Below are 13,539 nucleotides of genomic sequence, written 5' to 3' on the forward strand. Positions count from 1 at the left end.
TATGATTCGCAAACTGTTAATAGCTAATCGCGGCGAAATTGCCTGTCGCATTATCAAGACCGCGCGCCGCCTGGGGGTGGCCACTGTCGCCGTTTATTCCGATGCGGATGCCGACGCCCTGCATGTGCAGATGGCGGACGAAGCGGTGCACCTGGGTCCGGCCCCGGCCAGGGATTCGTATCTGGATATCGACAAAGTATTGGGTGCTGCCAAGCAGACTGGTGCCGATGCCATCCATCCGGGTTATGGCTTCCTGTCGGAAAATGCCGAGTTTTGCCGCGCCTGCGATAGCGCCGGCATTATTTTTGTCGGCCCACCCACCGGAGCGATTGAGGCGATGGGCTCCAAGTCCGCTGCCAAACGCATTATGGAAGAGGCTAATGTGCCCCTGGTGCCCGGTTACCACGGCACCAACCAAAATGAAGATCTGTTGGAAGGCCACGCCAATCGCATCGGTTACCCAGTATTACTGAAAGCTGCTGCCGGCGGCGGTGGTAAGGGCATGCGCCGTGTCGACAGTGCCGATGAATTCCACGAAGCTCTGGCCGCTGCCAAGCGTGAGGCCATGAATGCCTTTGGCGACGACATTATGTTGCTAGAGCGCTATGTGGTGAGTCCCCGCCATGTGGAAATCCAGGTGTTCTGTGATCAGCAGGGCAATGGCGTCTACCTGTTTGAACGGGATTGCTCGGTGCAGCGCCGCCACCAAAAAGTAGTGGAAGAAGCTCCCGCACCGGGTATGACTCCGGAGCTGCGCGCCCGCATGGGTGAAGCGGCCCTGCGCGCGGCCCACGCGATTGGTTACGTGGGGGCCGGCACGGTGGAATTTCTGCTGGATGCCAGCGGTGCCTTCTACTTTATGGAAATGAATACCCGCCTGCAGGTGGAGCACCCGGTGACGGAAATGATCACCGACCAGGACCTAGTGGCCTGGCAGCTGTCAGTTGCCGCTGGCGATACCCTGCCCATGAGCCAGGATGAGCTGCAGATCAACGGCCACGCCATGGAAGTGCGCATCTATGCCGAAGACCCGGACAATGATTTCCTGCCGGCAACGGGCGTGTTGGTGCGCCACCAGCCCCCGGCGGAAGGCGAGGGTGTGCGAGTGGATACCGGTGTGCAGACCGGCGATGAAATCAGTGTGCATTACGACCCGATGATCGCTAAATTAATCTGCCACGGCCGCACCCGCAAAGAAGCCCTGGCCAAATTGGATCGCGCACTGCGTGATTATCAAATTGCCGGTGTGCGCCACAATATCGAATTCCTGCGCCGAGTGATCAATCACCAGGCATTTGCCAGCGGTTGTATTTCGACGCACTTTATCGAGGACTACGAGGCGGAAGTACTGCATCAGGAGCAGACACTGACGCCGCTGAAATGTGCTGCTATTGCCGGTTATTTGCAGCAGCGTGAAGAGCGCGATCTGCGCAATAGCGCACCTCAGCGGGATCCTTTCTCTCCTTGGCACAATGGTGATAACTGGCGCAATGCTCTGGCTGGCAGTCGCACCCAGACGGTGGACTACCGTGGCCAGCACGCTCAAATTCGCTTTGTTGCGGAGGGCGATAGCCTGCGCTGGACTTGCGATGCCTTGCCTGAGGAACAAAACAGCGGTGAGATTCGCCTGCTGCCGGGACGTGACTTGATGTTGGTGGATGGCCGCCGCATGAGTTTCTCCGCCGTGGATACCCGCGATGGCGGTGCTGTATTTATCGATGGCACTCAGGTGGAATTCAAGCTGTTGCCACCGGATATCGGTGAGAGCAATGACCAGGCCCACGGCCTCGATGCCCCCATGAACGGCACCATAATTTCGCTGCTGGTTGAGCCCGGCTCTACGGTGGAAAAAGACCAGCCGCTACTGGTAATGGAAGCCATGAAAATGGAACACACCCTGCGGGCTCCAGCCGCCGGTACCGTGCAGCAGTTCTTCTGTGCCGAAGGTGAATTAGTGGATGGTGGCAGTCTGCTGGTGGATTTTGCTGGGGAGGAGCAGTAATGACTTTGCCCAAGCAAGTCAAAATCGTCGAAGTGGGCCCCCGCGATGGACTGCAAAATGAAAAGCAGCCTATCTCTGTGGAGACCCGTATCGCTCTGGTGGACAAGCTCAGTGCCAGTGGGCTGTCGGTTATTGAAGCCGGCAGTTTTGTCAGCCCCAAATGGGTACCGCAAATGGCCGCCAGCGAGGAAGTGCTGGCGGGTATCCAGCGCAAAGACGGTGTTATCTACAGTGCGCTCACGCCAAACTTAAAAGGCTATGAGCGCGCAGTGGAAGCCAAAGCAGATGAGGTCGCCGTATTCGGTGCGGCCTCGGAAGCCTTCACCCAGAAAAATATTAATTGCAGTATCGCTGAGAGTCTGGAGCGCTTCCGCCCACTGGTGGAAAAGGCCAAGCAAGACGGCATACCCGTGCGCGGATACGTATCCTGCGTACTTGGTTGCCCCTATGAAGGCGATATTGACCCGGCCAAAGTGGCAGAAGTTAGTGCTGCTCTATTGGAAATGGGCTGCTACGAAATCTCTCTCGGCGACACCATAGGTGTCGGCACCCCGGAAGCCGCCAAGCGTATGCTGGAGCAGGTGATGGCCCGCGTGCCCGTGGAAAAACTTGCTGTGCATTTCCACGATACCTACGGCCAGGCACTGGCCAATATCTACGCGGCCTTACAAATGGGTGTTGCAGTAGTAGATTCCGCCGTAGCCGGCCTGGGCGGCTGCCCCTATGCCCGCGGCGCTTCCGGTAATGTTGCCAGTGAGGATGTGCTTTATATGCTCAATGGCATGGGTATTGAAACCGGCGTGGATTTACAGTTGCTGGCAGAGGCTGGGAACTTTATTTCTGAACAGCTGGGGCGGGAGACTAACTCCCGTGTGGCTAAGGCTTTGGTGCCTTGCTGAGTGAGTAGTGGGTTCTCTCCAGAGAGTGTTTTTTCTGGAGAGGACCTTTTAGAGAATTTTAGAATCATTTTTGTCAGAGCTAAAATAAACAGGGTTGCCTGTTCTAAGATATTTTGCCTCACCCCTTCTCAGTTAATTCTTAAATTTCAATTCTTAAGCGTCTGCTCAGCTTCCCGCTTAGAGAAATAATATCCCCTCTTGGTTGTTGATTTTTATTGACAGAAATTAACGACATGTAGAGTGATAGATTTAGAGACATGTATAGAGCTCTATAATCAAACATTTCATTAGATTCCTATTTCCAGTATTCAATAATCCTAGAAATCTGATCACCCTCAAATTCAAATACTGTTAAGTGGTTAGAGGTAACGCCTTGATAGGTTTGTTGCCGCTCAAGTGAGACTGCTTTGTAACCAGCGATGATTGATATAATTTTATATCTAGCGCCAGTCATTTGATATTCTCCCTCCTTTAAATACTTTATGGAGTTGTTGTATAGGTGCTCTCTGGTGTAGGTGCCGCCATAAACTTCATGGATATAGATAAAGTCGTCTGTGTAGTGAAAAAATAGTTTGTCGATATCTTCGACTGTCGATCCCTTCATCAGTATTTTGTTTTGTAGCTCATTGATAAGGACAGCTTTTTTCTTCAAGTTTTCCTTTGTTAATTCCGGTGTTTCAGCGGCAATTGCCCCTGATGCCAGTGTAAAAAATAATAATATTATTAGTGTTTTCATCGTAATTACTTGTTTTGTGCAGATCAATTCCGAGTTGTTTTTGGTTTTCTTGGATGATTGTAACCATTGATAATGTTGTTTTGTTCTATTCTTTTTCTTGCTGTCTTATTTATTGTTCGGCTTATCGATAAGTTTTTAGGTGTTTACTTTTTATCTGAGATTAGATGTTAAAGCTTAATAGATTACTGGTTGTTTATTGGCTTTGGCGCCAACACCCTAAACGGCCTCATCATATCGTAATCCTCATGGGAGAGCAGATGACAGTGCCATACATAGAGGCCTTCTCGATCAAAGCGCGCAATTACCCGTGTTACTTGGCCGGGAAGGGCGATGACCGTATCTTTGGGGCCGCTTTCTTCTGGTTGTGGTGGAAGGAGTTTCCCCTGTAGAGATTCTATTTCCAGTTGTGCACCCTGAAATATCTTATCGATATGCATAAATTTCTGTGGCTTAGGGATAAGCTCCATTTGAAGGTTGAGGGATTAGCACCTGAAATTTTACAAGGTGAATATGGATAGGATGGGCCGATACGGTGGCATTGTATAGTTCTCAGGTTTCTATGGCGTCGTGCTGAACTACTTCTTTAGTAGGGTCCGCAAAAAAAGGGACCCCTCCTTTACTGGACCTACCATCAGCAAGTTAGGGTCGTAGGGGCATCCAGGCGTATACTGAAACAGGTGATGGCCCGCGTACCCGTGGAAAAACTTGCGGTGCACTTCCACGATACCTGCGGCCAGGCCTTGGCCAATATCTACGCGGCCTTACAAATGAGTGTCGCAGTAGTAGATTCCGACGTAGCTGGTTTGGGCGGCTGCCCCTATGCCCGTGCCGCTTCCGGTAATGTTGCCAGTGAGGATGTGCTTTATATGCTCAATGGCATGGGTATTGGAACTGGCGTGGATATACAGTTGCTGGGAACTTTATTTCTGAACAGCAGGGGCAGGAGACTAACTCCCGTGTGGCTAAGACTTTGGTGCCTTGTTGAGTTTTTGATAGGTTCACATCGGGATTATATTTATCCTGATGTGAATTTAATCGCTAGAGTTTAGAGTGAAACACCTCTCTAGAAGCTATATCCTACGTTTTTTACTACTGGAATTACAAGTTTGTAGCAGTCTACATAACGGAGAATAATAATCCGTTATCTACAAGTTAAAATTTTCTTCACGGTGTACAACCCGCTTCACATATTAACAAGCCGTCTTTGTTGGGGCCACCTTTACCTGATTTAAAAATTATACTCCTGTGATTAAAGGCCGTTAGAGATAGATTCTGCCTTTATCTAGTGTCGATTAAATATTAGGTGGGTTGATGCTCACACTTTCTGTGGCTGGATTTTTTATTATCAACTTCATTGTTTGAGTTATGCTGACAATTATGACTATACAGCATCTCTTGTAGGTTCAGGTTGAATTCTTTGAATATTTCGTTGGGGTAGACCTTCCTTCACGCTTTTTATTACCTAACCTTGGGATGAGATAGCCATCAGAATTTCCCACAGAAAATGATAGTGATCTATAGAGTTTGTTGGGCGCACCTTCACTGCTAGTGAATATAATTTGATTTATTTTTTTGAACTTTTTTTGAGTGGATGGTCATACTCAGTGCTCAAAAAATAGGATATCAAAATGAAAATATATTTCGCAGCTCTCTCGTTGGTTTTTTTTATGGCTGTTAATGCCACTGCTGAAGAGTATAAGTCAATTACTACTGCCGGTTATTCTAATTTGGATTTCAGTGCAAGAGGTGGGAATGAACTCTCTACTGAATCAACTTATTATTTTTCTGGCAAGGAAACTCTTGGGCCTCTAAGAGAGTTTGAGTTTATTAATAAGGCAAGTAATTTGTCTGCGGCTTACTACCATCGAAGCATTGGGTCTACAAATAGCGATAGTTTTGCAGTCGCTGGTGAATATTTTGCCGAAAATGGATTTGTGCTGGGAGCTAACATTGCAGATCTTGGAGGTGAGAGCTTTAATACTATAGCTTTAGGTTACATGTTTACTCCTAACTTTTTGATGAAATTTTATAATACTGAGGGCAATACATATAGTAAATTTCGTTATAATTATGAATTAAATGAAACTGATTATATTGGTTTCGACTTTTCTGCCGATATTGTTTTTGACTGGCAGACTTTTTCCTCTAAATACTTTTCAAAAATTGGTGATGTCCAGTACATTTCTTTTGAGTTTAGCTATTTAAATTATAATGAAGGGGATGATTATTGGGAGGTTGGAAGCAATTACTATTTTACTGAGAGTACTTCCCTTGGTGCTAGTTATGATGAAAATAATGATTACAAGCTAGGTTTATCTCACTTTTTTAATCGGAACGTTGCGGTGGAGGCTTCTTATAGTACTAGGTTAGGAAGTCCATTTAAGTATTCCAGCTTTGGAAGTGATATCTACAAAGCCAGCTGGAATACGGATACGGAAGTAGATAAGTTTGAATTGGGAGTTACGATGCAATTTTAGTTTAAGAAGGCAAAAGGGGTTGATCGACTAAATCCTTTTGCAGTTATTTCTTGAAACTAAGGCTATCTCATGGTTTAGGCGGCAAAACCTCAAACGGCCTCATCATATCGTAATCTTCATGGGAGAGTAGATGGCAGTGCCATACATAAAGGCCTTTGCGGTCAAATCGTGCAATTACCCGGGTCACTTGGCCGGGAAGGGCAATCACGGTATCTTTGGGGCCACTTTCCTCTGGTTGTGGTGGCAGGGGTTTTCCTAGTAGGGATTCAATTTCCAGTCGTGCTCCCTGGAATGTCTTATTGGTATGCATGAATTTCTGCGGCTTGGGGATCAGTTTGCCTCTAAACGGCTGGCGGTCAAGCACCTGGAATTCAACCAGATGAATATGGATAGGGTGAGCCGATACTGTAGGGTTGTATATCTCCCAGATCTCAACGGCGTTGTGTTGGATTATTTCTGTAGTAGGGTCTTCAAAAAATAGGGAGCCCTCCTTTACTGGACCTAACATGAGCAGATTGCGGCCGTAGGGATCGTCCAATCGGTAGGTGGCAAGTTGTCGTGTACGACTGGCTTGGTTAAGCCTATTAAGTGGGGTGCGCAAGGGAGTATTTAGGGTGAGTTTTAAATCTCCAATGGTATTTTTAATCTCTGATTTCTGTTTATTAGAAGGGGGGGGGATCGGTGTTGAAGCAATATGAAATTGTAGGATCTGGCCTGTAGTATTTGGATCGGTAGCTGGTGTGATGCCGCCGCGTCCATCGCTTAATACGCGTTTACCTCCCGGGTTGTAGACAAGTGGAATCGAACTCTTTGGATCATTGGCCTCTACAAAGCCTTTAAAAGGGACATCCGGTCCAAAGTTTCGCAGTGTTTGTTCACGCCCTTCATAACCGCTGAAATCTACTAAAACATCTGCTCGCTCTGCGGGTGCCAATATCAACTCGTTCAATTTTACAGGGTAATCGAGAAATCCGCCGTCACCGCCGACTTGTACAAAGGGTGTATTTTCGTCGATCCTGAGTATCAGTGTGCGGGTATCGGATGCGTTGAGTAACCGAAATCGATAGACGTGTGGAGTGACACTGACTTTGGGCCAGGTCATGCCGTTTACCAGAATAATATTGCCAAAAAATTCGTCGAGATGGGACGGATTGGGCCAATTGGCTTTAACCACCTCATGGGAAACCGGTGATGGAGGCTGGTCCCTCCAGCCAGGAAAATACAGCTGCCCATCGGAGCTAAACAAGCTGTCTGTAATAGCGGCTACAAAAGTGCGCTCTTCTGCAGGGAGCAGTTTCTCCTGTATCAGACGGTCTTCATTGTCATCGCCAACCAGGTAAAAACCGAATAGACCTGCGTAAACATTAAGGCGCGTCATGCCCAGGGTGTGGTCGTGATACCAGATAGTGGCGGCATCCTGGGAGTTGTCGTATTCGTAAACCTTTTTCTCAAATAATGGTCCCGTCTCACGATAATTGCGGGTGTACCAAGCGAGGGGGTTGCCGTCACTTTTCCACTCTGTATGCCCGCCGTGAAGGTGGATAACCATAGGTACAGCTTTTGGATCTTTTACGTCGGCGAGGTGAATGGATCGATCCACAGGAAATAGATGCGGACCCGGTAGCTCATTGGCCCAGTGTACAAATACCGGTTGGCCTTCTCGGGCGCGAATAGTAGGGCCAGGAGAGTGGATGCGACCTGCATATTCAAAACCCCAGGCCTTTGTCATTAAACGTTTGCCTTCCTTATCCCGTAGCCCCATCCAAACTTCAGTGGGGCGGGCGGGTAGTTTAATTGGGGCTGAGCTCTGAGGGCGGATTTCTACGGGTATTGGCAGTTCATTGACGAACTTATCCACAGTTGCTGGATCCAGCAGCCGCAGGGGAGCTGCTTTAGCTACATCTTCAGCAGCAGTCAGGGCAAGGGGAATTAACAACAGCAGGGAAAAGATTACCCGAAACATTGGCTGTTTTTAGCAGTAAGTATTTAACAGTCAAGTATAGGTAAACAAGCGGTTTCGGTGGCGTTAACTTGGGGGCGGGGAAGAGTGTACAGGGCCCTTCCCTGATGCGACCCTTCATTAGATAAAGCGATTGATCGCTGTTTTGGCATTGTCTTGATAGGTAGGATTGTCCAGGTCCAGGAAAAGCTTCCGCTGTTCACCAAGAGGTCCAGTCAATCCGCGTTCACTGCCGTAAAAAATACCTGTGCGGAAGGATCTTGTATCCAGTAGGGCATCGATATAGCGCTTGGCGCCTATTTCTACTTTGTGGACTTTGCCAAGTAGCAGCATAATCTGCATCATGCCCTTCATCATATATTGCTTGAATAACGACAGTGTATTGAAGCCCTCTGTGCCTACCGTAGCCCCGGGACTCATGGTTACGAAGCGGATATGGGGGAATTCCCGCGCCATGGAAGACATCCATAGGGCGCCCATATACTTTATCGGACCATAGGGTACCGTAGCGTCTTTGGTGCTGGCATAGAGCTTTCCTTCACAGATCTGCATAAATTCCTCCACAGAGGCGCTTTTCAGGTTTGGTCGCTTCATACCCATCTCTTTTACGCCGCGAGCGGCCTCGGAGCCGGCATAGATAGCAGTCTGGGTTAATTTATTGGCTTTCAGTAACTCGTTAGTCAGTAGAGCATGCCCGAGCAGGTTGACGGCGAAAATTTGTGTGACTCCTTCGGGGGTCTTGTTGTAAAACTCTTTCCCCCCGGTACCGCCAGCATTCATAACCAGCGCATCAACTGGGGAGTCCAGGTTCTTAACTGCCTCTTTCACAGATTGTTGATCCGCGACATCGATCAGCAATACTTCGAAGATATTCCTGCCTGTTACCGACACCAGATCGGCTTGGGCTTCCTTGGCTTTGTGCAGATTGCGGCAGCCGAGATAGATCTTGTTAATTTGCTGGTATTCCGCCAGTTGCTTGGCGCATTCCCTGCCTAAGCCTGCATTCGCTCCGGTAATCAAAACACTCTTAATCATCTTTCTGTCTCTGTGGATATTGGGAACTGGTGCCCGGATATGGATATACCCGGCTGTTGGAGAGAAAGATAAGCGGTTAATCGCCTCGTCTTTTGACATTTCTTGCTGTCTTAGTGGGATACCAAGACCGCAAGAAATATCAAAAGTAGGGCCTTACTGGCCAATATGATTAGGTCATCACTCCAAATACGGCAAACTAAGGTGACACTATGAATCAGGCGAGTTCTATAGAAAGAAAAATTTTCCAATTGTTAGTGGTAGCGCTAGCGGTGATCTGTTTTGTACCCGGTGGTATCAGTGCATTTGGAGGGCTGAATGGCAGTGCTGCCCTGAGTGGTGGTGCTATGATTTTTGGCCCGGATAGCCCTTTGAGAGGATTTGGGGATAATCAATATCGATTTGCCTTTGGTGTTTTCTTTGCCCAGGGATTGGTTCTACTGTATTTCCTGAGCAATATCGAAAAACATAAAGCATTGTTTTACTTCGTGGCTTTATCCCTCTTTATTGGCGGTCTGGGCCGCTTAAGCAATATTCTGGAATTTGGATTGGTGGATGATCAGGTCTTACCCCCTACGATTATTGAGCTTGCGATAGTTCCACTTCTGGTTTTTTGGCATAGGCGAGTAGCCTCTCAAAGTTAGTCATTAGAAGCTCTTAGTTAAGCAACTAAAATTTATTTACACTTAAGAGGTTATTACTTTGTTACCAGTATTTTTACATATAGAGTCTTCACCAAACTTACAGGAATTGCAGGCTCTTCAGCAGTATATAGGTCTGGCACCGCAATTAATGCAACAGTATGGGGGGGTGCCTATTGCCTCTTATGATGTGGAAGAGGCCCTGGACGGGGGTCGGTCACCAAGGGCATTTGTTGTGGTATCTTTTCCGGATCGGGAGGCGATCTATGCATTCTTTAATGATCCAGCCTACCAGGCGATTATTCCTTTGAGGGACAAAGCATTTGCCCATTTACGCTTTTTTATCACTAGTGAGCGAATTTAATTTAAAGGCATACTAAACCGAGAAGGTATTGTTCGAAAATTTCACCGTCCCAACGTAGACTGGCAGTAAAGGAGCCTCTCATGCAGCGATTTTTTAAAAGTATTAACTTCGTAGAGCAGCATCTATATGACAAAATTTCTGTTCACGAAATTGCTGCTGCCTCTCATTACTCCACCTACCACTTCAGCCGTATTTTTAAGGCATTAGTGGGGGACTCACCGAAAGAGTATTTGCGTAAGCGCCGATTGACCGTCGCCGCAAAGAGGTTGTTGAGTGAAGATATTGGTATTCTTGAGCTTGCCATGGAGTGCCAATTTGACTCCCAAGAAGCGTTTACTCGCGCGTTTAAAGCTTTATTTAACGTAACCCCGGCACAGTATCGAAAGCAGCAGGATCCTTTTCGGTTGTTGTATAAGGATCAATTTAGCCCTCATATGCTGCACTTCTTGCAAAATGAGTTGTCCATGGAGCCACAAATTATTTCGCGGCCAGCGATGCAATTGGTGGGGGTAGCGCAGGAATACGACCATGAAAATCTCAGCTTGCCAAAGCTCTGGTCTGCATTTCGGCCCTACAGGGATAAAATCCCCAATCGTATCAGCGATGAATCTTTTGGTATCTATGAATGTTATGAGGAAGCGGGTGATGAAATTCAGTTTAAGTATGTCTGCTGTGCGCCGGTTGCCGACTTGACTCAGGTACCCGAGGGTATGGTGGCGCGGGAACTACCGGAGCAGCTATATGCAAAATTTGTTCACCGTGGATCTATTACCACCCTGGAACAGACATTGAAGTATATTTGGGGAAGCTGGTTGCCAAAGTCCAATTACGACTATATTGAGAGGCCAGACTTTGAGCTGTACCCACCCAGATATCAGGTTACCAGCCCGACAGCGGAAATGTTTCTCCATATCCCGGTCAAAGAAAGGCCGTAATCGCTTGGCACTAGCGTAGTTTTTTCGCTACTCAATCTTTTCGGTTGCCTGGCCGGCGTTGTATCGGTAATGCCCGGTAATTTTAAAGGAAAACAGCATGTCTTCCAGCACGGGTCCAGCCCCGATATTGTGTGCGACCAAGTACCGGTTGGTCTTTAGAGAGCGTTTCGCAGTCACAATACCGATATGTGGTAAATTACCGGGCAGCATCCAGGTAACGATGTCCCCTGGTAGATAATCCTCTGCCTTGTCACTTATTGAGAGTGATTGTCCTTTGCGAGTAAAAAAAGCCTGTAGATTGGGTACTCGCCGGTGATCAATATTTTTATCTGGCCTGGAAAGTCCCCAAATGCGTTTAGATGGGTAGGCTTGAAAATGACCCGATATATCCTCGTGAACTTCTTTTTGCAAATCGATCCCCAGCTTCCTATATGATCGAATCACTACGTCGGTACAAACACCGGTATCAGCCGGCACATCTCCATTTGGATAGGGAATAGACACATAAGCTGGATCGTAGCGTACCTTATGATAGGTTCGCTCCAGAGCAGCTTCGGCCAAAGTTATATTTTGTGCATAACTGGCGGCAGAAATCAGGGTACCCAAAAATAGAAATATCCGTTTCACTAGGGCTCCAGTTTTTTTGAGTCTAGGTTGAAATCCTATACTATCGTTTATTTACCCTGCAACACATCAATAACTATTTTACCTTTGGCTCTTCCCTTATTTAGGTAGTCGAGTGCGGCTTGAGTTTCATGTATGGGGTAGACTCTATCAATAACCGGTTTCAAAAATCCTTTCTCAAGTAATGAAGCAAGTTCTGCGAGAGTAGTGCCACTTGGCCATGAATAGACTAGTTGGAGACGCTGCCTCATCTTTTCAATTAAGGTATCTGACCCTTTAGTTTTGACGGAGACTGATACTAATAGACCATGTTTGTTAAGAACTTTGGCAGACCTTTCTAATACTTCTCCGCCTAAAGAGTCGAGTACAAGGTCATAATCCTCGAGTAATTCCTCAAATTTTTCGGTTTTATAATTGATAACAGTGTCGGCACCGAGTCGTTTGACTAATGTAAAGTTGGCATCACTGGTGGTTGTGGCTACGAAGGCGCCAATATATTTCGCTATTTGTATAGCGATAGTACCGACTCCGCCGGAGCCAGCGTGGATAAGAACTCTTTGCCCTTTCTGTAATTTTCCCACTTCAATGAGAGATTGCCAGGCTGTTAAACCCACGAGAGGGAAAGCGGCACACTCATTGTTGGAAAGATTGCAGGGGCGGATAGCTGCGTCCATTGCTTTGATTGAAGTGTATTCGGCAATCGTACCCGCTTGATTTGTATCGGGGCGTGCAAATATCAGATCGCCAATTTTAAAATTTCTGACAGCGCTGCCAATTTTTACTACTTTCCCAGTAACATCGTACCCGACAATATGCGGCATTTTTACAGGCATTACGTTTTGTAAAGCCCCCGATATTGCCCAGTTATCGAGGGGGTTGATACTGGCCGATTGTACCTTTACTAAAATACTATTTTTATCCGGTGAAGGTTTAGGCATCTGTGCAATTTCGATGGGGCTGCCATAAGACCTGATAATAGCTGCTTGCATATTTCACAGCTCTAAAATTAGAGGATTGATAGCTTTAGTGTGTTGAAAGACTTGCTAGTTTAGTAACTATAAAAAATAACGATTGAAAAAAGGGGCCCGAAGGCCCCTTGTAGCAGTAAATATAGCCACAATGGCTAGCGCAAGTTACTGATACAGCGGTTATATTCGCGAATATAAATCTTACCACCTACCGCAGGGTTAGCATTTGCCATATCTGCAGCGGCATTCATACAGCCTTCTACCTGGTCTCTAGTCAGACCCCAAGTTTGGGGGCGAGGTTGTGAGCCGCGGATATACATATCCCGGGGATTCTCATAACTACGAATAGAGGTGGGGGGCTGTACTCTGTAGAAATAACGGCCCTGCTCATTAAAGGCATAGAAAGTATTACCACTTTGATAATAAGTCTTGCCGAGAATTTGCACGGGTTCAGCGTTGGATGGGAGGCGCGTCATGCGGTCATCTGCATAACTGAAACCTGCGAGAGAACACAAGAGCACCATTGAAACAAGATATCGCATAACGTCTTCTCCTTCTCCTAGTTTGGCCACAAGTCTACTCAAACTGGGGGAGTGTCCCAACGTGCGGTAATGGAAGTTTCGGTTGTTGTAAAGGTATCTTTTAAGATCCGATCGAGATAACGGTTATGAATTCAATAATTATTTTTTACATGAATAGGTAGAAAACAAAAAAATTTCCTAGATAGCGGTTTTCTTATAGTAATCAGGACCTTTATTTTGCGGAGGTATTTGTAAGAAAGCTAAATCGTGGAGATAAGAATCTGGGTTAGATTGAAATACAAGAAAAATAGATTGTCACCTACCATTTTAAATTGCTCTGATTTAGGGGAAGTTAAAGAGTGGTTTAAAAAATTACATTG

Annotated in this window: 14 protein-coding genes and 1 pseudogene; 7 read left to right on the top strand and 8 right to left on the bottom strand. The window is 46.8% G+C overall.

Annotated elements, in window-relative coordinates; all coding sequences use genetic code 11:
- The first annotated feature begins 1 nt into the window (after position 1).
- Both ACJJII_RS08075 and ACJJII_RS08080 read left to right on the top strand, forming a co-directional pair.
- Positions 2-2,002, top strand: coding sequence for an acetyl/propionyl/methylcrotonyl-CoA carboxylase subunit alpha (locus ACJJII_RS08075; protein WP_444918864.1), 2,001 nt, complete (start codon positions 2-4; stop codon positions 2,000-2,002).
- A complete protein-coding gene (locus ACJJII_RS08080; protein WP_444918865.1) occupies positions 2,002-2,901 on the top strand; it encodes a hydroxymethylglutaryl-CoA lyase in 900 nt (299 codons plus the stop codon). Before ACJJII_RS08075 ends, ACJJII_RS08080 begins: the two co-directional genes overlap by 1 nt.
- A gap of 295 nt (positions 2,902-3,196) precedes the next feature.
- Here the strand turns inward: ACJJII_RS08080 and ACJJII_RS08085 are convergent, their stop codons facing one another.
- From ACJJII_RS08085 to ACJJII_RS08095, 3 genes and pseudogenes are all read right to left on the bottom strand, one after another.
- On the bottom strand, positions 3,197-3,637 hold the full coding sequence (locus ACJJII_RS08085; protein ID WP_444918866.1) for a hypothetical protein: 441 nt from the start codon (positions 3,635-3,637) through the stop codon (positions 3,197-3,199).
- 182 nt (positions 3,638-3,819) lie between these two features.
- Positions 3,820-4,074 carry a multicopper oxidase domain-containing protein gene (locus tag ACJJII_RS08090; protein ID WP_444918867.1) on the bottom strand — a complete coding sequence of 85 codons (255 nt, stop codon included), beginning with the start codon at positions 4,072-4,074 and terminating at the stop codon, positions 3,820-3,822.
- 13 nt (positions 4,075-4,087) lie between these two features.
- Positions 4,088-4,171: pseudogene (locus ACJJII_RS08095) on the bottom strand (hypothetical protein); the annotation flags it as partial.
- Positions 4,172-4,317: 146 nt separating this feature from the next.
- On the opposite strand from ACJJII_RS08095, the gene ACJJII_RS08100 reads away from it, so the two are divergent.
- Entirely contained in the window at positions 4,318-4,686 is a 369-nt protein-coding gene (locus ACJJII_RS08100) for a hydroxymethylglutaryl-CoA lyase-like TIM-barrel protein (RefSeq protein WP_444918868.1), read from the top strand.
- 579 nt (positions 4,687-5,265) lie between these two features.
- Complete coding sequence (locus ACJJII_RS08105; protein ID WP_444918869.1) at positions 5,266-6,114, top strand: putative porin; 849 nt, start codon at positions 5,266-5,268, stop codon at positions 6,112-6,114.
- 67 nt (positions 6,115-6,181) lie between these two features.
- On the opposite strand, the gene ACJJII_RS08110 is transcribed toward ACJJII_RS08105, so the two are convergent.
- A complete protein-coding gene (locus ACJJII_RS08110) occupies positions 6,182-8,077 on the bottom strand; it encodes a multicopper oxidase family protein (protein ID WP_444918870.1) in 1,896 nt (631 codons plus the stop codon).
- Between the two features lie 117 nt (positions 8,078-8,194).
- Positions 8,195-9,109, bottom strand: coding sequence for an SDR family NAD(P)-dependent oxidoreductase (locus ACJJII_RS08115; protein WP_444918871.1), 915 nt, complete (start codon positions 9,107-9,109; stop codon positions 8,195-8,197).
- A gap of 209 nt (positions 9,110-9,318) precedes the next feature.
- On the opposite strand from ACJJII_RS08115, the gene ACJJII_RS08120 reads away from it, so the two are divergent.
- From ACJJII_RS08120 to ACJJII_RS08130, 3 genes are all read left to right on the top strand, one after another.
- Complete coding sequence (locus tag ACJJII_RS08120; protein WP_143729557.1) at positions 9,319-9,750, top strand: DUF4345 domain-containing protein; 432 nt, start codon at positions 9,319-9,321, stop codon at positions 9,748-9,750.
- A gap of 58 nt (positions 9,751-9,808) precedes the next feature.
- Positions 9,809-10,111, top strand: coding sequence for a DUF1330 domain-containing protein (locus tag ACJJII_RS08125; protein WP_282934534.1), 303 nt, complete (start codon positions 9,809-9,811; stop codon positions 10,109-10,111).
- A gap of 80 nt (positions 10,112-10,191) precedes the next feature.
- Positions 10,192-11,046, top strand: a complete 855-nt coding sequence (locus ACJJII_RS08130) for an AraC family transcriptional regulator (RefSeq protein ID WP_413664174.1) — start codon at positions 10,192-10,194, stop codon at positions 11,044-11,046.
- 27 nt (positions 11,047-11,073) lie between these two features.
- On the opposite strand, the gene ACJJII_RS08135 is transcribed toward ACJJII_RS08130, so the two are convergent.
- The 3 genes from ACJJII_RS08135 to ACJJII_RS08145 form a co-directional block, all read right to left on the bottom strand.
- Positions 11,074-11,673 (bottom strand): DUF1287 domain-containing protein, encoded by a 600-nt coding sequence (locus ACJJII_RS08135; protein WP_413664175.1) that lies wholly within the window; start codon positions 11,671-11,673, stop codon positions 11,074-11,076.
- 47 nt (positions 11,674-11,720) lie between these two features.
- Positions 11,721-12,659, bottom strand: coding sequence for an NADP-dependent oxidoreductase (locus tag ACJJII_RS08140; protein ID WP_444918872.1), 939 nt, complete (start codon positions 12,657-12,659; stop codon positions 11,721-11,723).
- Positions 12,660-12,793: 134 nt separating this feature from the next.
- A complete protein-coding gene (locus ACJJII_RS08145) occupies positions 12,794-13,180 on the bottom strand; it encodes a hypothetical protein (protein ID WP_282934530.1) in 387 nt (128 codons plus the stop codon).
- Between the last annotated feature and the right edge of the window lie 359 nt (positions 13,181-13,539).

Source organism: Microbulbifer maximicatervae (SeqCode) (genome assembly GCF_052467825.1).

What these genes read in the sequence shown, in the direction of transcription:
- ACJJII_RS08140 (WP_444918872.1), bottom strand. Translation starts at nt 12,659, where the DNA reads ATGCAAGCAGCTATTATCAGGTCTTATGGCAGCCCCATCGAAATTGCA.
- ACJJII_RS08120 (WP_143729557.1), top strand. Translation starts at nt 9,319, where the DNA reads ATGAATCAGGCGAGTTCTATAGAAAGAAAAATTTTCCAATTGTTAGTG.
- ACJJII_RS08110 (WP_444918870.1), bottom strand. Translation starts at nt 8,077, where the DNA reads ATGTTTCGGGTAATCTTTTCCCTGCTGTTGTTAATTCCCCTTGCCCTG.
- ACJJII_RS08090 (WP_444918867.1), bottom strand. Translation starts at nt 4,074, where the DNA reads ATGCATATCGATAAGATATTTCAGGGTGCACAACTGGAAATAGAATCT.
- ACJJII_RS08100 (WP_444918868.1), top strand. Translation starts at nt 4,318, where the DNA reads ATGGCCCGCGTACCCGTGGAAAAACTTGCGGTGCACTTCCACGATACC.
- ACJJII_RS08115 (WP_444918871.1), bottom strand. Translation starts at nt 9,109, where the DNA reads ATGATTAAGAGTGTTTTGATTACCGGAGCGAATGCAGGCTTAGGCAGG.
- ACJJII_RS08145 (WP_282934530.1), bottom strand. Translation starts at nt 13,180, where the DNA reads ATGCGATATCTTGTTTCAATGGTGCTCTTGTGTTCTCTCGCAGGTTTC.
- ACJJII_RS08075 (WP_444918864.1), top strand. Translation starts at nt 2, where the DNA reads ATGATTCGCAAACTGTTAATAGCTAATCGCGGCGAAATTGCCTGTCGC.
- ACJJII_RS08085 (WP_444918866.1), bottom strand. Translation starts at nt 3,637, where the DNA reads ATGAAAACACTAATAATATTATTATTTTTTACACTGGCATCAGGGGCA.
- ACJJII_RS08130 (WP_413664174.1), top strand. Translation starts at nt 10,192, where the DNA reads ATGCAGCGATTTTTTAAAAGTATTAACTTCGTAGAGCAGCATCTATAT.
- ACJJII_RS08080 (WP_444918865.1), top strand. Translation starts at nt 2,002, where the DNA reads ATGACTTTGCCCAAGCAAGTCAAAATCGTCGAAGTGGGCCCCCGCGAT.
- ACJJII_RS08105 (WP_444918869.1), top strand. Translation starts at nt 5,266, where the DNA reads ATGAAAATATATTTCGCAGCTCTCTCGTTGGTTTTTTTTATGGCTGTT.